Source organism: Mesorhizobium sp. M2A.F.Ca.ET.046.03.2.1 (assembly GCF_003952425.1).
Lineage (GTDB): Bacteria > Pseudomonadota > Alphaproteobacteria > Rhizobiales > Rhizobiaceae > Mesorhizobium.
Window position 1 is genome coordinate 4,667,401 of sequence record NZ_CP034449.1, and the last position, 23,747, is coordinate 4,691,147.

Here is a 23,747-nt window from a genome sequence, read left to right on the forward strand (position 1 = left end):
ATGCTGGAGCGATACAAACGCCTTGGTCCGCCGCCCGACGAGGCGCTGGCGAAGCTGATGAAGATGCGCGGAGGCCTTGGCATTACGCGGATCGCCGACATTACCGGACTCGACCAACTCGGCATCCCGGTCGTGCAGGTGACTAGACCTTTCTCGCTCTCCAACGCGGTCGCGCAAGGCAAGGGCGCCACGCTGGCGCAAGCCGCGATATCGGCCATGCTGGAATCGGCCGAGACCTTCTTTGCAGAGCAGGTGGCGAATTTCGACACAGTCGTCGGTTCCGCCGATCAATTGCGCATCCCGCCCGGTCGGTTCGAAAGGCATCTCCGGGGGGGCGCCACGCCCGGATGGCGCGGTAAGGACACGGCGTGGGTAGCCGCGGACAATCTTCTTACCGGCAGCCGCGACCTGGTCCCGTTCGAGCTCGCGCACACCGCGTATGTGTTGCCGTCCCTGCCCCACGACGGCATTTTCGCGGCATCGACGAGCGGTTTGGCCGCAGGCTTCGAGGAGCGGGATGCCATCGTTCATGGCATGCTTGAATGCATCGAACGGGACGCGATCGCCACGTCATACCGGACCCACGGTTTTTTCCACCGTCAACGCATCGATCCCGAGACGATCGATGATCCGTCGCTCCGTGATCTCCTGGAAACTTTGGCGGCCAAGAACGTGCTGGTCGGCCTTTGGCAGGCTTTGTCGCCGTTGGGCATCCCGGTGGTGTGGTGTCATCTGCTGGAAGACGAACCGACGGAAACGGTCCTTTTGGATCATCCGGCTGATGGCTCGGCTGCGGGTTTCAGTTTTGCCGGCGCGGCGGCGGACGCCATCTACGAAGCGGCCCAGGCCCGTCTGGCGGCGATCTCGGGGGCACGCGATGACCTGACGCGCGCGTCCTATCCGAAATACCCCGATCGGCAGATGATTGCCGCGCATCGCCGGCTCCTCCGCGATGGACCGCGCAGCGTGGATTTCCGCGCGCTTGCCGAGCAGAATTTCAACACGGCGTCGGACGGGCTGTCGGTCCTCTTGGCAATTCTCGAAGACGGAGGGTTCGATGCGGTCCACCTAGTCCGGGTAAGAACGCGACCGTTCGACGCCCTGTCGGTTGTCAGGATCGTCATCCCTGTCTTGCAGCCACTTTTGCAGGGGTAGATTTTATGCGCCCGAAACTCGTCTTCACCGGCCCTACCGTGTCCCATGCCGACGCGTTGAAGGTCGTCGATGCGGTATGCCTTCCCCCCGCCGTGCAAGGATCGATTGTTTCAGCCGTGCAGCATTTAGACCCGAGCGCGATCCTTGTCATAGACGGCGGTTTTCAGGCTGAGCCGGCGGTTCGGCACAAGGAAATCCTTTGGGCTCTCAGCCGCGGCATTCATGTCTTCGGAGCGGCCAGCATGGGCGCCCTTCGAGCAGCCGAGCTGTTCCCCCATATGCAAGGCGTCGGGCTTATCTACCGATGGTATCGCCGCTTCGCCTTTGCACCCGACGACGCTGTAGCGGTATTGCATGGACCGGCCGAGGTGAATTTCGCTCAATTGACGCATGCGCTGATTGACTTGCGCCGGACCCTTCGCGCTGCTTGCCGGCGCGGCGTGATTTCATCCGAACAGCAGGCGAGGCTCGAGGGTGCGGCACAGGCCGTCAACTTTCGCGAGCGCACCCTGGCACGGATGGTCCGGGATGCGCATCACGGCAACGACGACGTCGAGAAATTGTGCAGGGAGCTCGGCGCGGCTTTCGTCCAGCAAAAAAAGCAAGATGCCCTGCGGGCACTCGAACTTTTGCGGGACCAAGCATTTGAAAAAGCACACCCCATGCCGGAATTGCAGCTAACCTCCGCCTTCTCCAAGGATATGGATGATGCGGGGCTGGCGCTATAGGTCGTGACCTCTTGGCGGCCGACGATTTACGCAACGTAAGCACCGTGATAGCGTGGCAGCGTCAGAGGGGGCCAAGCAATTGGACGCGGTCGATCGTGTCGTTGCGCAAGATCGGTTGCTGGGAACGCGGTTCCTGGTCTACCCGCAGGTCCCTCATCTTTCGGGTTACGGAACACCCGAAACAGTATGGATTTCTACTCCACCCGATCTGATCCGCTCCGGCCCGGAAGATCACCGCATTTGCGTTCGCGATCCGCTCCTCGACAAGGAGCCTTACGACTACCCTTATCTGCCACCGTTTGTCGGGGAAATCTTTCCGCCTGCAGAGGCTGGCTTTGACGGCCATTTCGATCAGATTTCCCTAACCTCGCGACAGTTCCTTTCTGCACACGCTTTCGCCTCGGTCAGCCGCGTGCTGGACATCTGGGAAAGCTACCTCGGCAAACCGATTGTCTGGTATTTTGCCGAGACGTACGAGCGGCTCGAAATCATCCCCTTCGTCAACTGGGAGAATGCGCAATCGGGTTATGGCTATCTGGAACTCGGCCGAGAGCGCGGCATCGACGGAGGCAAGTATCCCTACGCGCTCAACTTCGATGTGATCGCACATGAGGTCGGCCACGCAATCTTGTTTTCGTTGTTCGGGACACCAGCCGGCGGCCTGACTCAAGGCGATTTCGGACCGTTCCACGAAGCCAGTTCGGATCTGGTCTCGCTCTTATCCTTCCTGAATTTCGACAGCGGCATGGACCGGCTGCTGCGGCACTGCGACGGCAACCTACTTGTTCTCAATGAACTGAACCGGATTGCCGAACTGACCGGCGATCGGCAGATTCGCCTCGCCAGCAACGCACGCCGCATGTCGGAGGTGACGGCAGAAATCCATGACAGGTCACGGCCATTCACGGGGGCTGTGTTCGACACGATCGTCGACGCCTACCACGCGGCACTGGTGCACGAGGGGTTGGCCGACGAGAGGCTGCTGGGGATCGATATCAAAGATCTCGACCAATCCGACATGCAGCGCATCTCGGATTTCACGTCCCGCGCCTTCCGCGCTCGGCCCTTCATGTTCAAGAGCATGCTGATCAGAGCAAGGGACGAGGTGGCTCTCGCACTTGCTCAGGCATGGCCACGCCTCGATGCGGATGACCTGTCGTTCGAAAAGGCCGCGGCGTTGGTGGTGGACGCCAGCGATCGCGTCGCGCCGATGCTCGCGGAAAAATTCGATGAGAATTTCAGCTGGCGGGAGATCTTGTGAGCTGAAGGATGCAGCAAAAAGGAGCGAGGAAAATGAGCGACGACTATCACCGACCGACACTAACGTTTCCATCAGGCGCTTACAACGCAACACAGGTCAGGCTCTATGGCTTGGGGGCGGAGATTGGACTCAGCGTGCCCGGTGCGCCAGCACCCTTTGGGGACACCGGCATGTATGTCGAAACCGCGCCTGGGGCACCCATCACCGACGAGCAACGTGCCAACGCACTTGAAGTGTTGGGGAAATATAATAGCAACAAAGGCCGCCAAGATATATTAAATGGAATTATTCCATTTCCAAAATACCGATCAGAGTCTCTTATCATTTCAAGATAGACCTGAAGAATTTTGGCGTTGCGTTCATTTCAACGGTAGGAAGCACATTCATGCTCGGATCATCTCCAGAACAGAAAACATCGTGCGGGATTATTGTCGGTTATGCCTATGAGGGACATACCTACGATTTGCCAAAGCCCAAGATAATGATCATCCCGGCGTTTCCGGAGCCCAAGATACCAGCGGACGATTCGGAATTTGACGCGAAGGAACCTGAAGGCTACGCGGTTTGGCTCGTTGATAAGCTCGACGAATGCGTGGAGTTGGAGATGAACCAAGGCTTTGTCGAACAGATCGTCCTCGAGGCAAACCTTCCAGGCAAGCGTTCACCGACGATGTACGCATCCAAGATGACGATGGGACACCGTGGCGGAAAGCTGAACGACTAGTCTCTCATGTTCCCTGTCAGGGTTGATTCCGTTGAAGGTCTTTGCCATCTCATCGCCGGCCGCTACTCCGAAGTGGTAAGGGCTGAACGTCGGGCCGTACTGATGAGACCAAACTTTGGAACCGCCTGGCGCACACTCACAGCGCGGCAGGATTAGCCGGCGATCTGGAAATGGCCCGACAAGGACTCGTCGAATGCAAACCTCTACAGCCGAATCTCAGCATCGACTGGGTCGAGAAATACCGCCCGCTGATACGGCTGAGGACCGCGCCAGATACGTCGAGGGCCTGCGTCGAGCGGGCCTGGAATAGTCCGGCTAAATCGTGCCAGCCGACACCCCGCCGACCTGCGACGCAGCACATTGCGCGCCGCATCTGCCTCGACCCCGCAAAGGCATCGATACCCGGCGGCGCATGGGGGACCTATTCACGCGCCTTATGGGCGCAAGCCGCTCTACGCAGCGAATATGGGCTGATTTTGGCGGCCATCGCTTTCGAAGGTAATGTACTGAGAGTCTGCATAACCGGCGAGGGCAATATAGACCAGTGCCAGTCGCTTCTGATGGATTAGACCGTTGGACCGTTCGATGCGCTCTGCTGTCCAAGAGGCGAACAAGGGGCGGACGAATCAGTTTCAACCCAAGAGGATTCCACCTTGCGGGCCTCGTATTTGTCTGACATAATTTACCGTCTCCTAATGTTTAAGTGGGCAATTGGGGTTAGAGATGGCCAAGGAACCTTCTAGTGCCGCTTCTTCGGCAAATAAAGCGGATGCAAATCTGATAGGTAATTCAGAGGGAAACGGGCTGAACTTCATGGCCTCCCAGGCTCGCGAGGGCGGGCCAGGCGGTGACGCTCCAGGTGTCGACAAGATACGCGATCTTTTGTTCGGCAATCAGATGCAGGACTATGATCGCCGCTTCTCCAAGCTTGAGGAACGGTTCCTGCAGCGATTCAAGGATGTCGAATCCGAAACCAAGCGCAATCTTGAAACCTACGAGTCGAATGCCAAGAAACAGGTTGACTCGCTGGCGACGCAGTTGCGCAACGAAAAGGACGCACGCGCCGAGGCCGACAAGGAAATGGACCGCAATCTTCGCGATCAAAACCAGGCGCTCGAAAAGCAGGTGCGCGCCTTATCGGATCAATTGAGTGAGCTCGAGCGCGAATTCGCGGATCGCATGAGCAGAAGCGACCATTTGCTGCGCGAGGAAATCAAGCAGAAGAACGAAAGCGCCCAAATGCTCATGGAGAAGATCTTTTCCGATCTCAGCAACGTCAAGACCGACCGGAATCTTCTGGCCGGGCTGTTCGTCGAGGTCGCGAAATGTCTCAACCAGGATCCCGTCGGCAGCAAGGGCAATTCCGAGCGTGGCTGGAAAGTGAGTTGATCGGAACTTGACGTCGAGCGTCGAACCAATCAGCCTTTCTCAAAAACAAGCTTCGAACGATACCGGTATTGATCGCGAGGCTTTGGCCCGCCTTTTGGTGGAAATTGCCCGGAACGTCGATCCGGACAACCATACGCTTTACGAAGGTGTTCCAGCCGCCGACCATCGGCTGGAAAGGCTCCGCCAACTGCTCGTCGGCGGCGAAATCTCGGAGCTGTCCCGCGTTACGCACCTGCTCGACGAACCCGAGCAGCTTGCCGCCGCGGTGGGCAACGTTCTGCCCGAAGCAACTGCGCGCGCGTCCCATACGCAACTCGGCGAGGCTCTTGCCCCGGCTGTCGAACGGGCGGCGCAGCGGTCCATCCAAAAGAACCCAAACACGCTCACCGATATATTATATCCGGTGTTTCTGCCGGCCATTCGCAAGTCGATCGGCGAAAAGATCGACCAAACCTTCCAGTCGTTGAATGAGTCTCTGAGGCATATATTCACATGGCATGGGTTGAAGTGGAGGTTTGAAGCCTGGCGAACGGGGACAAGCTTCTCTGCAGTTGTTCTCAAGCATTCTCTTATCTATCGCGTAGAACATGTCTTTCTCATCAGCCGCGCTTCCGGGCTCCTGATTGCGCATGTAACTTCCCAAGACGCAACCAGCGAAGACCCTCAACTGATTTCCTCGATGCTGAGCGCGATCCAGGATTTTGTGAAGGACTCTTTCAAGGAGAAGGAAAACAGCGGCCTCGACACCATCCGGTTTGGGGAACTTCGCCTCTGGTCGGAAGTCGGACAGTTTGCGACCCTGGTTGCGGTGATCCGGGGAAATCCTCCGGAGGAACTGCATGAAGTCATCCGCGACGTACTGCTTCGCATCCATCAAGAATTCTCGCGGGCCCTGGAGCGGTTCGACGGCGACAGTTCCCAGTTGCCCGGCGTTGAGACGCAGTTGCAGACCTGCGTCGAGCTGCAGCACATGGATTCGAAAGAGGGATTTCCGTGGCTGGTGGTGACGGCGGTCCTGCTGGCATTGATCGTGGCGGGCGGCTGGTTCTTTCTGTCCTGGCAAACCGCACACCGCTGGCAGGCCTACCTGTCGCGGCTGGCGGCCCAACCGGGCATAGTCGTTTCGGACCAAAAAATTCGTGGCGGCGAGTTCTATGTCGCCGGCCTGAGAGACCCGCTCGCCGCGGACCCGCAGTCGCTGCTGTCGGGAACGGAGGTCGATCCCGCCCGCGTTCATTCAAACTGGCAGTTCTATCAGAGCCTCGAGCCGGAATTCGTGCTGAAGCGGCTGTCGGCGTCGCTGGCGCCGCCGGATTCGGTACGACTCTCGGTCGTCGATGGTCGCATCGTCGCCGAGGGTGAGGCGACTACCACGTGGATCAACCGGGCGCGGGCCGCTGCCCAGCAGCTTTCCGCAGGCGGGCCGGTCTTCGACATCTCCGGGGTCCGCGATGTGAGCGCCGAGGAGCGCTGGCAGGTGTATGTGTCGCGACTGGAGGCCCAGCCTGGCATCATCGTCGCCGATCAGAATGTGCGCGACGGCCAATTCTATATTACCGGTCTGAGAGACCCGCTTGCCGCCGACCCGCAGTCGCTGCTGCCCGGGACGCAGGTCGATCCCGCTCGCGTTCATGCAAGCTGGCAACTCTACCAGAGCCTTGAGCCGCAGTTCGTGCTGAATCGGCTGACGGCGTCGCTCGCGCCGCCGGATTCGGTGCGGCTTTCAGTCGTCAATGATCGCATCGTTGCCGCAGGCGAGGCCACCACTGCGTGGATCAACCGGGCGCGTGCGGCCGCCCGGCAGCTTTCAGCCGGCGGCCCGGTCTTCGACATCTCCGGGGTACGTGATGTGAGCCCCGAGGAGCGTTGGGAGGCCTACGTGTCGCGACTGGAGACGCAGCCCGGCATCATCGTCGCCCAACAGAATGTGCGCGATGGCCAATTCTATATTACCGGCCTGAGAGACCCGCTTGCCGTCGACCCGCAGTCACTGCTGTCCGGGACGCAGGTCGATCCCGCTCGCGTTCATTCGAGCTGGCAATTCTATCAAAGCCTTGAGCCGCAGTTCGTGTTGAAGCGGCTGACGGCGTCGCTGTATCCGATGGATAAAGTGCGACTTTCGATCGTCAATGGCCGCATCGTTGCCGAGGGTGAGGCTCCCGACACCTGGATAGATCGGGCGCGCGCAGCGGCAAGACAGCTTTCAGAAGGCGGGCCGGAGTTCGACATCTCCAAGGTTCGTGATGTGAGCCCCGATGCGCGCGCGGCCGAGCATTGGCAATATTATGTGTCGCGACTTGAGGCCCAACCGGGAATAATCGTCGCCCAACAAACGGAGAGGGGCGGAGATTTCTACATTTCCGGACTGAGAGACCCGCTTGCCGCCGACCCGCAAGCTCTGCTTTCCGGAACGAAGGTTGATCCCGCCCGCGTTCATTCACAGTGGCAATTCTATCAGAGTCTTGATCCGAAGTTCGTGGTGAAGCGGCTGACGGCGTCGCTGTCCCCGCCGAAATCGGTTCGGCTTTCGATCATCCAGAGTCGCATCGTTGTCGTGGGCGAGGCACCTGCCGGCTGGATCAGCCGGGCGCAGGCCGCCGCCGACCAACTTTCGGCGGACGGAGTGGTTCTGGATGTCTCGCAGTTGCGCGAGCTGAACCTTGCAGAGCTTAATCAGTTGAGAGAGGCCATCCAGACGACCGATATTTTCTTCTCTTCCGGTAGAGTTGTCCCGGGACCGGAGCAGACGCCGGTGCTCGACAGATTGGCTGATCAGTTGAAGGAATTCGCCGAAAATGCCCGCAAGGCAGGCGTGACAGCGCGGTTCATGTTGACCGGCCATTCGGACACAACGGGTCGTGAGACGGCCAACGCCTCGATCAGCGCTGCCCGCGCCGAGACAGTTCGCGCGCTTCTCAACAAGCGCGGCGTCGCTCCGGAACTGCTCTTGGTTCGGGGCGCCGGCACCTTTGAGCCGGCGGTACCCGAAAACGAAAATAGCCGAACTGGGAACTCCACCAACCGCCGGGTTTCGGTTACAGTGAACCTGGAGTAGTGCGGAGCCCGGGATGCTGCAAAAAAAGATCTGCATGTTGGGCGGGTTCGCCGTCGGCAAGACGAGCCTGGTGCGCAGGTTTGTCCAAAGCATCTTCTCGGAAAACTACCTGACCACGGTCGGCGTCAAGATCGACAAGAAAAGCGTCGCGTTTCCGGACAAGACCGTGGACTTGATCTTGTGGGACCTGGCCGGCGAAGACGATATCGGTTCGTTCCGCGTCAGCTATGTGCGAGGCGCGACCGGGCTCGTGCTTGTCGCCGATGGAACCCGGCCAGCCACTCTTGCCGTGGCGCTCACGCTGCGTGAACGGTGCGAGGCCGAATTCGGTGCCATGCCGTTCATATTGCTGTTCAACAAATCCGACCTGACCGAGCGGTGGGCGATACCGGAAGGCGAGATCGACGAACTCAAACAACGTGGATGGCAGGTCTATCTGACGAGCGCGCTATCGGGCGAACATGTCGACGATGCGTTTCGTCAGCTTGCTTCGATGGTCGCCAAGTAGACCATGTCCAGTTTGCCGAAAGAAGTCAGAAGCTGGATATACGACTTCTTTTCCAATGGGCGCTTCGCAGCGTATCTGAAGATCGACGCCCGGCAATGCATAGAAGAGAAGGGCGGCAACCTCGACTTTTACGGGCTCTCGTCGCTTCGCATCGGCGAGCCCGTTGCCGAGCAGCTTGAATTCATGGAAGGGCTGCTGCCTTGCCCGGAGCTTCCATTCCATATGCCGATGATGGAACTGCCCGGCGGCCACGTCGCCGACCTTCATCTCTTTGGTGACAGCGGCTCGGTGTGGCTGGTGTTTCTCGACGCCACGCCCGAACGCGACCACCAGCAGCGGCTTCAGCAGAAGGCATACGAAATGACGCTCCTGCAGGAGAGGGAGCGCCAGCTCAATGCCAAGCTGCAATCGACGAACGAGGCGTTAAGGGAGAGCCAGGAGGGCTTGTCGCGCGAATACCGGCGCGCCGAATCCCTGCTCCTCAACATTCTTCCAGCGTCGATCGCGGAGCGGCTGAAAGCGGATGAGCAGATTGCGGACAACCATGCGGAAGTCAGTGTGCTCTTTGCCGACATCGTAGGTTTTACGGAAAAGGCGCGGAGCGTCGGAGCCGCGCCCACGCTCGCTATTCTGAATTACTTCTTCAAGTCGGCGGATATGCTCTCGGAAGAATATGGATGCGAAAAGATTAAGACCATCGGCGATTGCGTAATGGCGGTCTCTGGCCTGCCCACCGCGCGATCCGATCATGCGCAAGCCTTGGCGCATTATGCGCTCGAGCTACGGGCGGCAGCCAGGCGCGAGCGCTTCGCAGGCGAACCGCTAAGCCTCAGGATTGGAATTCACTCCGGACCGATCGTGGCGGGCGTCATAGGCAAAAGACGGTTTGTCTATGACCTGTGGGGCGACACCGTCAATCTCGCCGCACGCATCCAAAAGGCCGCTGAGCCCGATGAAATCCGTATTTCGGATGCAACCCACCAATTGCTCACACCGGATTTTGCTTGCGAGCCGCTTGGGGAAACGGAATTGCGTGGCACAGGTCGCGTGCGAATGTGGCGGCTCTAGGCACCTTTACGCTTGCCTCAAAGGCATCCTATTTTGGAGGGCAGCAGCCACTCGCGGGCATAGAAAATGTCGGTACTGCCTTTCTTAAGAATTTACGCGCCGCTCAACGCGGTGCTGGCTGCGCCTGGGCTTTTGGCGGTGGCTGGGCTCACGATACCGGACATGTCCGGACGAAGCAGGCTGGCTCTGGCTGCAGTACTCGCTGCCATTTGGGGCGCCTATCTCCTGCAAATGGCCGCGACGCTGCTTAAGCGTGAGGCGGGAGGCGTTCGGGACAGGACGCCGGCAATCGCCATCGATGTACTCGCGGTCTTGGTTCCACTCGCCGCATTTCTGCTCGTTGGCACGCCCGACCGGAGCCTCTACTGTGCTGTCTGGCTCCTGAAACCGCTGCGCGACTCGACTTTCTTCCCAGTGCTGGGCAGAGTCCTGGCCAACGAAGCGCGCAATCTGATCGGCGTCACCACGCTCTTCGGCGTCGTTCTGTTCGGCGTCGCGCTCGCGGGCTATGTCATCGAGCGCGGCATCCAGCCGGAAAAGTTCGGCAGCATCCCCCAGGCAATGTGGTGGGCGGTGGTCACGCTGTCTACCACCGGCTATGGTGACGCTATTCCGCAAAGCTTCGCCGGCCGCGTCCTTTCCGGGGCCGTCATGATGAGTGGCATCGGCATCTTCGCCCTCTGGGCTGGCATTCTTGCCACCGGCTTCTATCAGGAAGTCCGTCGCGGGGACTTTGTCCGTAATTGGCAACTGGTCGCCGCCGTGCCGTTGTTTCAGAAGCTCGGACCGGCCGTGCTGGTCGAGATCGTGCGCGCGTTAAGACCTCGCACCGTGCCGGCGGGCGCCGTGATCTGCCGCAATGGCGAGATCGGTGACCAGATGTTCTTCGTCGTGGAGGGGCGCGTCAGCGTCGCGACGCCAAATCCGGTGGAGCTTGGCCCTGGCGCCTTCTTCGGCGAGATGGCGCTGATCAGCGGCGAACCGCGCATGGCGACCGTCAGCGCCGCAACGGCGGTCTCACTGCTATCGCTGCACTCGTCGGATTTCCAGATGCTGTGCAGCAGCAGCCCGGAGATCGCGGAAATCATCCGCAAGACCGCGCTCGAGCGGCGCGGCGCGGCGCCGATGGCTTGACCGCACTAAGAAGTGCAACTGCGGGACGTATCCACCCCCCCGGCTCCACAATTGAGGTAGCCGACGATATCATCGATCGCCGGCATTAGGTATCATAGCTTTCCTACTCCGTTGTGCCGGCTTTTTTCCTACGCCGGTTGGTGTGCGACTGCGCGACGGCCAGTTTCAACTCGGGTGTGATCTGCAACGGCGCATTCTCTGCCTCATGTGGGCTCTGCAGCCCCTCGACGTGAACGGTCGGGAATGGCAGTTCGATGCCCTGCTCCTTGAAGGCCTGGCGGAGGCGTAAAAAGAATCTCCCCTTCATAGCGAAGGCACCTCCCGGTCTGGTTGTGACCTTGACCCTCAATACGATGCCATACTCACCGAACTCCTGTACGCCCTGCATCTTGATCGGTTCGATCACCCAGTTCTTGAATTCTGGATCTTCCGCCAGCTCCAGGCCTATCCGCTTGATCAGCTTACGAGCGAAGTCGATGTCGGTGTCATAGCCGACGGTGATGTTGAATTTGTCGGTAACCCAGTCACGGCTTTGGTTCTGGACGGCTCCGAGTTCACCGAACGGTATCGTGAACAGCGGGCCACGATGGTGACGCAGCTTTACGGAGCGCAACGAAAAGCTCTCCACCGTACCCCTGTAGCTGCCCGATGAAATGTATTCGCCGACACGAAATGCATCGTCGAGCAGATAGAACACGCCCGAGATCACGTCCTTGACGAGGGTTTGTGCGCCAAAACCCACAGCGACGCCAACGACGCCGGCGCCCGCGATCAGGGGGCCGATCTGGATACCGACCGAAGCGAGCATCATCAGCACCGCCATGACGACGATCACTGCCAGTAGAATGTTTTGGATGATGGGCAAGAGCGTGCGCAGCCGCGCCTGCTGCGGATCGACGACCGGCATCTCCTCGTCGCTGATCACCGCGTGCGCTTCGATGCCCAGCTTTCTCTCGATCAATGCCTTGATGATCGACCAGCCGAAATCGGCTGCCAGCGCAATGACAATGACATTGATCAAGCCGCGCAATATGAGCGTGGTCGTCGTGTTGCTGTCCTGCATCGACTGCATGTCCAGACCCCAGGCACTCGCAAGAAGGTAAGCCGCCGCCAGGATCAAGATCATCCGGACTGCGCGATCGATGACAGCGATCGTGACCGCCGGGATCGTAGGCCGGCCGGCATCTTCCGAACCCGGCCGCAGGACGAAATTGACCCCGCGCTGCGTCAGCACGATTGCGAAAGGCAGGAAGAATGCGGCGAAGGTAAACCAGAACAATATGGGAAGGCCGGCGATGCGCAGCAGGAACAGGACGACGAAGTAAGCAGTCAAAAACCATGTCGCTGCCGTGTGACCGTGCCCATCGTTCCGCTGTGTTCTTGGCCGACGCCAAACGGCAATCAGAAAGAGCAGCAGCAGCACGAAATCGGCACCTACCGACAGCACCAGCATTCCGTCCTGGTCAATGCCGAGACCCGGCAAGAGGATGAACGCGGCGGCGAAGAAGGCGAAGATGCCGAAGATCCTGGGTACCCAATAGAACCAATGGTCGGCCGTTTCGTTGGTCACCGGCAAAGCACGAACCTCGACGGCGTTCTCGACCTGCATGAAGGAAGGGACGAGCAGGGCTGCGAGATACATGCGCACAGCCGCTGTGGCGACCGCAGCCATCAGAAAGGTCAGCACGATCTCGCGGATAAGCATTGGCCAGTCAAACAACATGAACGCGCCGGCGCTGCCCAGCGCGAACGAGAGGATCAGCAGGCTGGAATAAAGCGTGCGGCCACCAATCTTCTTGGCCCGCCCGATGGGCGTATCCTTCGATTGCGCGATGATCCACAAACGGAACGGGCGGGTGAGCTTGTACGTTGCCCAAGTGAGCGCCAGGCCGGCAGCGATGAAAATCGCGATCAGCAAAAGCATGCTGGCAGGCCTCTTGCCGGACATATCCTCCATGGTCTCTGCCCGCACGCGCGCAAACTGGCCTGGCAGAGAGGGCAAGGTCCCCACGATTCTTTCGATATGATGCTTGATCCGATCGAGCGTCGAGGATGCCATCGTATTCATCCGGCCCGGCGCGGCCACGGCATCGGACGATGCGCCGGACGGCGAAGCTCCTGCCGCGGCAGGCGTTCCGGTCGGCCCGGCGTCCTGCTTTCGTTGCTCGGCCACCCAGGCCTTCACCGACGGATCGTCGAGAAGATCGAATAACTGTTTGACCTTTTCAGGCGGAACGGTCGCCGGCGCCTGTGCCTGTGATGGACCAGTCAACAAGAGGGCGATCCCAAAGACGAGGGACCTGGCGATCAGGAAAAACATCGCGGTCAGATAGCCGAGATGTCGTGTCGGGCGCGCCAGATTCTGGGCTCCCAATCGACGTATCATTGATTCGGGGCAGCTTGCCATTCAATGTATATAGACGATGACATAGCGCCCTTGGTAGGGTTGATAGTAGCTGCTGCCGCAGTGCCAAAGCACGGTGCCGTTGATCGAAGTCGTCACACACGCAGCCGGGAGCCTGTTCACGTAGATAGTCGAACGGCGGATCGTTCGGCGTGTGGTGCGCCTTGCGACGCCTGCGACGCTGCCAGGCGTGAGCGGATGGCCAACTCGCGCCTGCGCTTCGCCAACGACGGGGGCGAAGGGCGCAAGGGCATCGATGAGCCCCGCAAACATCAAGACGACGACGATTCCGGCAGCGCCGGTCAATCTCAAGCTAGGTCTCGTCATTTTTGATCCTCCCAAGAGCTCACCGCTTCGCGCGTTCTTATGTCCGGACTATGCAGCACCCAACGCAGGCTAGAACTTTAGAGTGTACTAATTCTCAAATTCGACTTCTATCCGGATTGCGCAAATTCCATCGAACCGCTGGCGATGGTGACCGGCATTTCTCGGCGCGGGTTGCGCCCGGGTCACGATCTTCCGGCGCGCTGCAGTGTTTCGTAGGGAGATTCGCCGAAGAAGAGTCGATAATTCGCGGCGAAGCGGCCCAGATGGGTGATCCCCACCTCCATAGCGACCGCAGTTATGCTCAAGCCGTCAGCACGTGCCGCAGTAAGGAGCCGTCTGTTCATTGAGACGGAGCGCTCTGATGAATTCGAGCGGGGCTACGGCGAAGGTAGTGCGAAAGGCGTAATCCAGTTGTCGACGGCTAACACCGATTTCCTTGCACAGTCGAACAATGGGTATGTCTTCCCGGATATGAGTGCGAATGAAATCCTCGGCCGCCGACGCTTGTCTTAAATGACGCGACAATCGCTCTGAACAGTGGCGGCGCGCCGCACTGGCGCGAGACGCTCACGCGCCATTCGATGGGCCGGCGTGCCCTTCGTCTCTTACTCGTGACGTCCGTGAGGCTCGTGACGTCCGTGAGGCCTTCGCGCGGCATCGATCGCAGCAGTCATAACAACTGATGGGCTTACGTCCGGGGAGCAAACTGGAGGCATCCGCGCTGAATTCGTCTGGGGCGACGAGCTGACCTCCGGTGGCCAGCATATGGAGAACAGTTATCGATGCTGCTGACCGACAAAGTGTGTAGTGGAGTCGCACTTGTTCAGGTCGGGGAAGACAGACCCGAGCGCTTCGTGCGAATGTAGCTCCATGAAGGGCTTCGGATTGGCGCCCATCACATCACGAAATGCGGGGTCCAGAGTGAAGAACGCTATCTGATCTTTCGCATCGCGCCGGTCGCATGGGAGACTATGAATTCGCGGACGGTGAGGGGCGATCTGCGGCCTCTTGGGTAATACGAATTGAAAATTGCGCCCTCATGTTTCACAACAGGTCGGTTAGGCCTCAGGATGGCTTCCCCAACCGCCCCGGTTCCCAAGGCGAGAATTCTAAAAGACGTTCAGAAATGATCCAGCACGTACAAGACGCTCGAATTCTCATGTACAGCCACGACACGTTCGGGCTCGGCCACCTGCAGCGCTGTCGGACCATCGCGCATTCGCTGGTCGAGGATTTCCGCGGACTTCAGGTGCTGATCATTTCGGGTGCGCCCATCGCCGGCGCGTTCGATTATCGCGCCCGTGTCGACTTCGTGAAGATCCCCAGCGTCATCAAGTTGCGCAACGGCGAGTACACCTCGCTGGAAAAGGATATCGATCTGCATGAGACGCTCAGAATGCGCCAGTCGATCATCCGCCACACGGCCGAGACCTTCCGGCCGGATATCTTCATCGTCGACAAGGAACCGCTCGGCCTGCGCGGTGAGATCGAGGACACACTGTCCTACCTCAAGACGCGGGGTACCACGCTCGTGCTTGGCCTGCGCGAGGTGATGGATGCGCCGCATCTGCTCGAAGCAGAGTGGGCACGCAGGGATGTGATGCGCAAGATAGGCCTGTTCTACGACAAGGTCTGGGCCTATGGCCCGCCGGATTTCTACGATCCGTTGACCGGCTTGGATGTGCCGCCGGCCGTCAGGGCAAAGATGAGGTTCGTCGGTTTCCTGCAACGGCGCCTGCAGCGGAACGAGTTGCCCGGCCACCGGCCCGAGGGTGAGTATATCCTTGTTACCACAGGGGGCGGCGGTGACGGCGCGGAACTGATCCACGACGTCATCGATGCCTATCAGCAGAACCCGCAGTTGCAGCACAGGGCGCTGATCGTGCTTGGGCCTTACATGCCGGCGCGCAAGCGCAACAAGCTGCTCAAGAAGGGGGCCAAGATCCCCTGCATCAAGATCATCGAGTTCGACAACCGCATGGAAGACCTGATTGCCGGGGCCAAGGCGGTAGTGGCGATGGGCGGTTACAACACCTATTGCGAGATACTGTCTTTCGACAAGCCGGCGCTAATCGTGCCGCGCGTCGAGCCCCGTGAGGAACAACTGATCCGCGCTCGGCGCGCAGCCGAACTCGGCCTTATCGAGATGCTTTTGCCGGACGAAGCCAAGGATTCCCAGCGGTTTGCCGATGCACTGGTGGCGCTGCCGGACCGGCCCCGCCCATCTCAGAGCAATCCGCATCTGAGGCTGGAAGGACTGCCTCATATTTCCGAAATCGTCGCAGAACTGCTCGATCGGCGGGCCAGCCCTCACCTTTCGGTCATTGAGGGAATGAGCTGAGTTGCAACGTCGCAAGATCGTCGTGGTTCTAAAGGGCTATCCGCGGTTGTCGGAAACCTTCATCGCGCAGGAACTGCTCGGTCTGGAGCGCGCGGGATTTGACCTGATACTCGTCGCGCTCAGGCGGCCGACCGACGCAAAACGCCACCCTGTGCATGACGAGATCAAGGCGCCCATCCGTTATCTGCCGGAATATCTGCATGAAGAGCCGCTGCGCGTGCTTCGCTCGCTGTTTGCCTATCTGCTGCGGCCGGGGTTCTGGCGCGCGCTCGGATCGCTGGCTGCCGATATCCGCCGCGACTTTACGCGCAATCGCGTGCGCCGCTTCGGGCAAGCGCTCGTGCTGGCGGCCGAATGGCCGGAAGACGCGGGATGGTTGCATGCGCATTTCGCGCACACGCCGGCATCGGTGACGCGCTACGTCAGCCAGCTTCGTGGCCTGCCCTGGAGCTGCTCAGCCCATGCCAAGGACATCTGGACTTCTGCGGACTGGGATCTGGCCGGCAAGCTTTCCTCGGCGCGCTGGACGGTCACTTGCACGAAAACCGGCTTCGATCGTCTTAAAGAACTCGCAAACGGCAACTCGTCCGTGCATCTGAGCTACCATGGGCTTGACCTTGATCGCTTCGGCAGTTTCGGCGAGGCGCGAAAACAGCATGACGGCTCGGCGGCGGACGACCCGGTTATCATTCTCAGTGTCGGGCGCGCAGTTGCAAAGAAAGGTTACGATACCTTGCTGGAGGCGCTTGCCCTATTGCCTGGCGATTTGGCGTGGCATTTCGAGCATATCGGCGGCGGCGAGGAACTGGAACGGCTCAAGGCGCTGGCGCAAAAGTTCGGACTGGATGGTCGCGTGTCCTGGAAGGGCGCGCTTGCGCAAGAGGAGGTGCTTGAGCACTACCGGTGCGCCGACATCTTCGCCCTGGCCTGCAGGATCACCGCAAATGGCGACCGGGACGGTCTGCCGAATGTTCTGGTGGAGGCGGCCAGCCAGCGGCTTGCCTGCGTGTCGACCGATATTTCCGGCGTGCCGGAGCTTTTGTCGCCGGATGAAACCGGGCTGCTGGTTCCGACGGAAAACCCAATTGCCCTCGCACAGGCGCTGGAGCGCCTGATCCGCGATCCCGTGCTGCGCGCCCGCCTCGGCGACGCCGCCGAGCGGCGCGTGCGCGGCAATTTCGACCATACGGCAAGCATCGGACAGCTCAAGGAACTGTTCGAGCGCGAGTGGCGGGCCGCCGATTGAAGCGCGTCTTCCTCTATGTCCAGCACCTGCTCGGTATCGGCCATCTCGCTCGCTCCAGCCGCATCGCAGCGGCACTGGTCGATGTCGGGTTTGACGTAACCGTCGTGACCGGCGGCGCGCCGATCGCGGGGTTTCCGGGACCAGGGGTGAAAACTGTAACCCTGCCGCCTGTCACCTCCGGTGATGAAGGATTTTCCGGACTTGTCGACCTGCAGGGCAAGCCCATCGACGATGATTTCAAGAAACGGCGTTCAGAGATGCTGCTGCAGGCATACCGGGATTGCAGACCTGATATCGTCATTGTCGAGGCCTTTCCATTTGGACGCCGGCAGATGCGCTTCGAACTCATGCCGCTGCTCGAAGCCATCGAGGCGACATCGCCCAGACCGCTGCTGGCGACGTCCGTCCGCGATATCCTTCAGGAGCGCGTCAAGCCGGGCCGAAACGAGGAAACGGTCGATCTCATCAACAGGCATTTCGACCTTGTCATGGTCCACGGCGACCCAACTTTCGCAACCATCGACAGGACATTTCCACTAGCCTGGGCAATCAGGGCCGAGGTCACCTACACAGGGCTCGTTGCCGCGCCGCCATCGCCCGCGGCCTCCGAGCGCTTCGACATTCTGGTGTCGGTTGGCGGTGGAGCTGCCGGGAGGGGTCTTGTCAGTTCCACCATCGCAGCGGCGCGGAATGCCAAAAATGGCTGGAAATGGTGTTTGATCACCGGCCCCAACCTGCCGAAAGACGAGTTTGACGCGATCGCACGCGATGCCACGCCGGGCCTGTCCATCTTCCGCTTCCGCGAGGATTTCGCCAGCCTGCTGACCGGTGCCCGCCTGTCGGTCTCGCAGGCGGGTTACAACACGGTCTGCGATGTCCTGCGCGCGGGTTGTCGCTCCCTGCTCGTGCCGTTTGCAGCCGGCGGGGAAACCGAACAAACGGTTCGCGCCCTGATGCTCGAAGAACTCGGTCTTGCAACGGTGCTGATGGAAAAGGACCTGACGCCTGAAGGTTTGGCGCAGGCGATCGAACAGGCGCTGGTGGCGCCGAGGCCGTCCGCGCATCGTCTCGATCTGGAAGGGGCGCATCACTCGGCGCAAATCCTGCGCGAGCGGCATCGAACGCGGTCGCTAAAAATGGGGCCCGGGACATAACCAAGCAGACGGCGGGGCCTAAAGCGCGTCGCGCTGAACGGATTCAGTCGACGCGCTTTAAGTCTTGATGCATGTCGTTGTCCTAAACCGCTACGCGGTTTTGGACGAAAGGCACTAAACCGTCCCAATCAGCATGAAGCGCGTATATTTTTTGTCGGTAGTTCGCCGGAGAATCGTATCTCCCGCAGCGCCGCCATTGCCTCGAAGGCTGCAAGTGAAGCCACGCAGTTAATGTGCGTCGGCTCGCTGAAATAGTCATTCGATTGCAGCAGTACATTCGTGCCCCGCGGGAGCAGGGCAAGCCAGGCGCGCAGATCGGCGATGTGCTCGCAGCTCGTATTGACTATCAGGTCGGACGGCCCGGCCGCATAGTCGAGTGCGTACATATCGGCTGTCAGCGCCCGGAACCGGTCGCCGGCTTCCCGGTTGAGGGTCTGGGCAACCGGCGCGACTTCGGGATCGATGTCGATGCTGTCAATCGTCGCGATGTCGAAGCGGGGGTCGTTGAAAAGCATCGCCGGCAAGATGCCGTACCATCCGCCCAGAACCCATATGCGCGCGAAGCGCCCGCCGCAGCTTTCGAACAGTCTGTCGAGCGCCCACATCTTGCAGGCCACCTGCTTGTGGTTGAAGGCGTTGGCGATGTCGGCCTGCGGATGTTTGGCGATGACGCGCGCCAGCCCTGCCACGAGAGGGTGGTTGACATAGGCGGCAATTCCCCGCGTGAGGTCCAAGGCCTGCTCGTGCCCGTCCATGCCGGCATTGCGCGGTTGCGTGACATCCATCATATTCGCCTTGTACGTTGGGATTTCGGGCGACACAACGCAATCTTGCCTCGCCAAGCCGCCTCGCAGGCTTCGAACGCGTCGCCGGCGATGATTGCCGATGCGCCGTCCACCAGCCGATGCTTTTACTTTGTTCTTTGAACTGAAGGTTCACAGTCGCATATGGAACCCAGCCTAGCTCGCTATATCTGGACGCACACCAAGAAGCAGCAGCTCTGGATATTGGTTATCGTCTTGCTTTCGATGATCCCGTATTTCATGTCCTTTGACCTGCCGAAGCTGATCGTCAACGGCCCGATCCAAGGCAAGGGGTTCGAGCAACCGGGCGCGACCCAGCCATTCATGAGGCTGCACTACAACCTGCCGTTCATCGGAGAGGTCCAGTTCTTTCCTGGCTTTCAGCTCGACCGCACGACGACGCTGTTTGCCCTCAGCCTCGTGTTCCTCCTGCTGGTCATCATCAACGGCCTGTTCAAATTCTACATCAACACCTACAAGGGCCGCCTCGGCGAACGCATGCTGCGCCGTATCCGCTTCGAATTGGTCGATCGTGTGCTGCGGTTTCCGCCGCGTTATTTCAAGCGCGTGAAATCCGCCGAGGTGGCAACCATGGTGAAGGACGAGGTGGAGCCGCTGGGCGGGTTCATCGGCGATGCTTTCCTGCAGCCGGTGCTGCTCGGCGGCCAGGCGGTGACGGCCATGCTGTTCATCGTGGTCCAGAACTTCTGGCTCGGAATGATCGCCGCCGTAATCGTTTTGATCCAGATCGTGCTCATCCCGCGAATGCGGCGGCGGCTGATCGTGCTCGGGCGTAAACGGCAGTTGACGGCGCGCGCGCTATCGGGCCGCGTCGGCGAAATCGTCGACGGCATCGGCGCGGTTCACGTCCATGATACATCAAACTACGAGCGCGCCGACATAGCTGCCCGGCTCGGGCTCATCTTCAAGATCCGCTTCGATCTTTACCAATGGAAATTCATGGTGAAGTTCCTCAACAATTTTCTCGCGCAGATCACGCCCTTTCTGTTCTACATGGTCGGCGGTTACCTGGTCATCCATGGCCGGCTGGACGTTGGCCAGCTCGTGGCCGTGATCGGCGCCTACAAGGACCTGCCCGGACCGATGAAGGAACTGATCGACTGGGATCAGGATCGGCAGGATGTCCAGGTCAAATACCAGCAGGTCGTCGAACAATTCACCGTCGAGGGTCTCATTGCGCCGCAAATCGGCGCACTGACGATCGATGATCCCGGTCCGATGACCAAACCTCTGTCGGCGATCGGTCTGTCCATGGCAGACGATGGCGGTGCAATGCTCCTCGACCGGGTCTCTCTGCAGGTGAACCCCGGTGAGACGGTGGCGCTGGTCAGCACCTCAACAGGTGGAGCGGAGGCGCTTGCAGAGGCCTTCGCGCGGCTGAGCTGGCCGGAAAGCGGAAAGGTCGCTTCGGGTGCCGACGACCTGCTTGAACTCCCTGAAGCAGTGACCGGCCGGCGCATGTCCTATGCCTCGTCCGATGTTTTCCTGTTCCAGGCAAGCCTCCGCGACAATCTGCTCTACGGATTGAAGCATGCGCCGCTGACATCGGTGACTTATGACGGTGCCGCGGCGGACCAGCACCGCTGGAACATTCACGAGGCGCGCCGGTCGGGCAACCCGGACCTTGATGTCCACAGCGACTGGATCGACTATGCTTCCGTCGGCGCTACCGGCCCGCACGACCTCTTTGAAGCCGTGCGCCAGGTGCTCGACGCAGTTCTTCTGTCGCGCGACATTCTGGATCTAGGCTTGCGTTCTTCGGCCGACCTCACGCGTCACACCAAGCTTGCCGGGCGGATCGTCGAACTGCGTGCGGCGCTGCGAACCCGGTTGGAAAATGAAGGATTGAACGAACTGGTGGTTCCTTTCGAGCCGGGCGCCTACAACAAGGAAGCAACGATCGGCCAGAACCTGCTCTTCGGCGCTGCCGCCGGCCCGGAGCTTGCCGACAAGGCTCTGGCGGCAAATTCCTATTTTGCTTCCGTGCTGAGGCAAGCCGGCCTCGATCGCACGCTCTACGAGATGGGCCTGAATATCGCCGAACAATCGATCGAGCTGTTTGCCGATCTGCCGCCCGATCACCAGTTCTTCCAGCAGCTCGCCTTCATGAGCGCCGAGGAGATACCCGCCTACGAAACCTTGCTGCAACGGCTCAAGAACCGTCCCTACGAGACGGTCTCGGAGAACGACCGCGCCATGATCGTCACCCTGAGCTTTGCTTATATCGAGCCCCGGCATCGCTTCGGCCTGCTGGGCGACGAACTGATGAACAAGATCGTTGCCGCACGCAATCGATTTTATGAAAACCTGCCGCCCGAGCTGCAAAATGCGGTCGAACGCTACGATCCCGCCAGATACATTGCCGCGGCTACGGTCATGGACAATGTCCTATTCGGGCGTCTGGGTAGCAATCATCCCGACGCGCCGGATCGCATACGCTCCATCGTCTATGACATTCTTGATGAATTGGGGCTTTATGCCGAACTGCTGGATGTCGGTTTGGACTTCAATGTCGGCGCCGGCGGCAGGCGGTTGACCGCTGGGCAGCGACAGAAGCTCGATGTTGCCCGAGCCCTGCTCAAGCGGCCCGATTTTCTCATTCTCAACCGGCCGCTGTCGGCGCTCGACCAGCGCGTACAGGACAAGGTGTCGCAAAACGTGCTCGAGGAAGCCAGGCGCGACGGCCGTTCTCCGGCAATTGTGTGCGTCGTGACGAATCCGGCAATGGCGATGATGTTCGATCGCGTTGTCGTCTTCGACTCGAGTCGTTTGGTGGAAGACGGAACACACGAGACGCTTTTGGCCGGGGGCGGTATTTTCAAGGAACTGCTCTCATAGAGCATTGGACATTCAGATGGAATCCTTCCGCCGGTGGGAAACTCGCTGCAAGGTCAAGGGATTGAGAGTTCCGGCTGATTGGGCTCGCTACCTCAAGCGGCTCGTATTGCCACCTGGAAACGGAATTGTTTTCATCTGGGCGTGGGTTGTTCTAGTCTGGCAGACGTGAATTTTGGGAGGTTTGCGACAATGCTGCTCAAGGATGAGGTTGGAATGCTGCAACGCGTTCCCTTGTTCTCCGGCATTGAGTCGGCAAAGCTCAAGCTGCTTGCGTTCACATCCGATCGCGTCAGCTACAGCGCCGGCCAGATTCTTTTCCGGCAAGGCGACGAGGGAGATGCCGCCTATGTCATCCTTTCAGGCAAGGCGGATATTCTGGTCGATTCCGACAACGGACCGATAAAAGTTGCCGAACTGCTGCCAAATTCGATCGTTGGCGAGATCGCCATATTGTGCAACAGCTCTCGCACGGCCACCGTCAGAGCTGCAAGTCCGGTGGAAGCTTTGAGAATTCGCAAGGATCATTTCCTGAGGCTCATGAGGGAGTTCCCGGAAATGACCATCGAAATGGTGCGGGTCCTCGCCGATCGCCTAAGCCATACGACCGCGGATCTGATCGACGCACGGAGCGCCAAGTAACCAGTGACGCGCACTTAATCCTCGCCGTCGTGATGGCTCCGGCTAGCATGGGCGACTGGACCGCGAAGGAGCAGCATGGAGGACGAGGTTTTCCTGGTCAAGTTTTGGGGGGTGCGCGGCAGCATTTCGGTATCGGGGCCAGAATTCTCCCGCTATGGCGGCAACACGATCTGCATCGAGATGCGATGCGGTAAGCATACGATTCTCTTCGACGCGGGCTCTGGCCTGCCGCCTGCCGGCCGAGCGCTTCGGGCGTCGGGCGTAACCGATTTCGACCTGTTTTTCACCCACTGCCATTACGACCACATCATCGGGCTGCCGGCTTTTAAGCCGATCTACGACCGCAGCGTCAAAGTCAGGCTTTGGTCCGGGCATCTTGCAGGACGCATGACGACTCAGCAGATTGTCGATGAGTTCATGCGGCCGCCTTGGTTTCCGGTGAGACTGGACGTCTGCAAGGCAAGCCTCGACTACCGCGATTTCGTATCAGGAGACGTTCTTCGGCCGCGCGAAGGGGTGGTGATCCGAACCGGCAGCCTAACCCATCCCGGTGGCTGTATAGGCTATCGGGTCGAATGGGGCGGCCGCGTCGTGGCGGTGATCACCGACACCGAACACGAGCCGGGCAAGCTTGATCAGGCGGTCCTCGACCTCATCGAAGATGCCGACCTCGTCATTTACGATTGCACCTACACCGAGGAGGAAATGGAGCGCTACCGCGGCAACGGGCACTCGACATGGCAACAGGGGGTCAAGCTCTGCGAGGCGGCCGGCGCGCGGGAGCTTGCGCTGGTTCACCACGATCCGGCACGCACCGACAATGAGTTGGACGAGATGGAGAAACTGGCCAAGGACAGGTTTGCCGGCGCTTTCGCCGCGCGGGATGGCCAGACGCTCGAATTTCCAGTCTTATCGCACAAAGCGCGCTGAGCTGTTTCCTCTCTCTTCTTGT

18 protein-coding genes and 1 pseudogene are annotated in these 23,747 nt (G+C 59.9%); 16 read left to right on the top strand and 3 right to left on the bottom strand.

All coding sequences use genetic code 11. From position 1 onward, the window contains the following. The 10 genes from EJ072_RS22340 to EJ072_RS22385 all read left to right on the top strand — a co-directional run bounded on the left by EJ072_RS22340 (window position 1) and on the right by EJ072_RS22385 (window position 11,022). On the top strand, window positions 1-1,155 hold the full coding sequence (locus EJ072_RS22340; protein WP_126081325.1) for a YcaO-like family protein: 1,155 nt from the start codon (window positions 1-3) through the stop codon (window positions 1,153-1,155). Between the two features lie 5 nt (window positions 1,156-1,160). Next, a complete protein-coding gene (locus tag EJ072_RS22345) occupies window positions 1,161-1,883 on the top strand; it encodes a TfuA-like protein (protein ID WP_126081326.1) in 723 nt (240 codons plus the stop codon). A 79-nt stretch (window positions 1,884-1,962) separates the two neighbouring features. Beyond that, window positions 1,963-3,144 carry a hypothetical protein gene (locus tag EJ072_RS22350; protein WP_126081327.1) on the top strand — a complete coding sequence of 394 codons (1,182 nt, stop codon included), beginning with the start codon at window positions 1,963-1,965 and terminating at the stop codon, window positions 3,142-3,144. Between the two features lie 32 nt (window positions 3,145-3,176). Next, complete coding sequence (locus EJ072_RS22355) at window positions 3,177-3,479, top strand: hypothetical protein (protein WP_126081328.1); 303 nt, start codon at window positions 3,177-3,179, stop codon at window positions 3,477-3,479. 50 nt (window positions 3,480-3,529) lie between these two features. Continuing rightward, entirely contained in the window at window positions 3,530-3,868 is a 339-nt protein-coding gene (locus tag EJ072_RS22360; RefSeq protein ID WP_126081329.1) for a hypothetical protein, read from the top strand. Window positions 3,869-4,591: 723 nt separating this feature from the next. Next, complete coding sequence (locus tag EJ072_RS22365; protein WP_042639131.1) at window positions 4,592-5,257, top strand: hypothetical protein; 666 nt, start codon at window positions 4,592-4,594, stop codon at window positions 5,255-5,257. Window positions 5,258-5,264: 7 nt separating this feature from the next. Continuing rightward, window positions 5,265-8,312, top strand: coding sequence for an OmpA family protein (locus EJ072_RS22370; RefSeq protein ID WP_126081330.1), 3,048 nt, complete (start codon window positions 5,265-5,267; stop codon window positions 8,310-8,312). Between the two features lie 13 nt (window positions 8,313-8,325). Continuing rightward, window positions 8,326-8,820 (top strand): Rab family GTPase, encoded by a 495-nt coding sequence (locus tag EJ072_RS22375; protein WP_126081331.1) that lies wholly within the window; start codon window positions 8,326-8,328, stop codon window positions 8,818-8,820. Between the two features lie 3 nt (window positions 8,821-8,823). Then, a complete protein-coding gene (locus tag EJ072_RS22380; protein ID WP_126081332.1) occupies window positions 8,824-9,888 on the top strand; it encodes an adenylate/guanylate cyclase domain-containing protein in 1,065 nt (354 codons plus the stop codon). Window positions 9,889-9,954: 66 nt separating this feature from the next. Next, entirely contained in the window at window positions 9,955-11,022 is a 1,068-nt protein-coding gene (locus EJ072_RS22385) for a cyclic nucleotide-gated potassium channel (protein WP_126081333.1), read from the top strand. 103 nt (window positions 11,023-11,125) lie between these two features. Here the strand turns inward: EJ072_RS22385 and EJ072_RS22390 are convergent, their stop codons facing one another. Together EJ072_RS22390 and EJ072_RS22395 are read right to left on the bottom strand one after the other, a co-directional pair. Next, window positions 11,126-13,396, bottom strand: a complete 2,271-nt coding sequence (locus EJ072_RS22390; protein WP_245466948.1) for a mechanosensitive ion channel family protein — start codon at window positions 13,394-13,396, stop codon at window positions 11,126-11,128. A gap of 33 nt (window positions 13,397-13,429) precedes the next feature. After that, complete coding sequence (locus EJ072_RS22395; protein WP_245467376.1) at window positions 13,430-13,699, bottom strand: hypothetical protein; 270 nt, start codon at window positions 13,697-13,699, stop codon at window positions 13,430-13,432. A 1,180-nt stretch (window positions 13,700-14,879) separates the two neighbouring features. Here EJ072_RS22395 and EJ072_RS22405 point away from each other — a divergent pair. The 3 genes from EJ072_RS22405 to EJ072_RS22415 are packed head-to-tail and all read left to right on the top strand — an operon-like array spanning window position 14,880 to window position 18,494. After that, the gene (locus EJ072_RS22405; protein ID WP_126081336.1) at window positions 14,880-16,094 is read left to right on the top strand and encodes a glycosyltransferase family protein; all 1,215 of its coding nucleotides are present in this window, start codon (window positions 14,880-14,882) and stop codon (window positions 16,092-16,094) included. Window position 16,095: 1 nt separating this feature from the next. After that, a complete protein-coding gene (locus EJ072_RS22410; protein WP_126081337.1) occupies window positions 16,096-17,340 on the top strand; it encodes a glycosyltransferase in 1,245 nt (414 codons plus the stop codon). Next, window positions 17,337-18,494: a glycosyltransferase family protein gene (locus tag EJ072_RS22415; RefSeq protein ID WP_126081338.1), complete on the top strand. Its 1,158-nt coding sequence runs from the start codon at window positions 17,337-17,339 to the stop codon at window positions 18,492-18,494. The genes EJ072_RS22410 and EJ072_RS22415 overlap by 4 nt, the downstream gene beginning before the upstream one ends. Before the next feature lie 114 nt (window positions 18,495-18,608). Here the strand turns inward: EJ072_RS22415 and EJ072_RS22420 are convergent. Beyond that, window positions 18,609-19,279: pseudogene (locus EJ072_RS22420) on the bottom strand (class I SAM-dependent methyltransferase). A gap of 162 nt (window positions 19,280-19,441) precedes the next feature. On the opposite strand from EJ072_RS22420, the gene EJ072_RS22425 reads away from it, so the two are divergent. The 3 genes from EJ072_RS22425 to EJ072_RS22435 all read left to right on the top strand — a co-directional run bounded on the left by EJ072_RS22425 (window position 19,442) and on the right by EJ072_RS22435 (window position 23,725). Further along, the gene (locus EJ072_RS22425; protein WP_126081339.1) at window positions 19,442-22,156 is read left to right on the top strand and encodes an ABC transporter ATP-binding protein; all 2,715 of its coding nucleotides are present in this window, start codon (window positions 19,442-19,444) and stop codon (window positions 22,154-22,156) included. A gap of 189 nt (window positions 22,157-22,345) precedes the next feature. Then, window positions 22,346-22,795, top strand: coding sequence for a cyclic nucleotide-binding domain-containing protein (locus tag EJ072_RS22430; RefSeq protein ID WP_126081340.1), 450 nt, complete (start codon window positions 22,346-22,348; stop codon window positions 22,793-22,795). A gap of 75 nt (window positions 22,796-22,870) precedes the next feature. Continuing rightward, complete coding sequence (locus EJ072_RS22435; RefSeq protein WP_126081341.1) at window positions 22,871-23,725, top strand: MBL fold metallo-hydrolase; 855 nt, start codon at window positions 22,871-22,873, stop codon at window positions 23,723-23,725. Window positions 23,726-23,747: the final 22 nt, after the last annotated feature.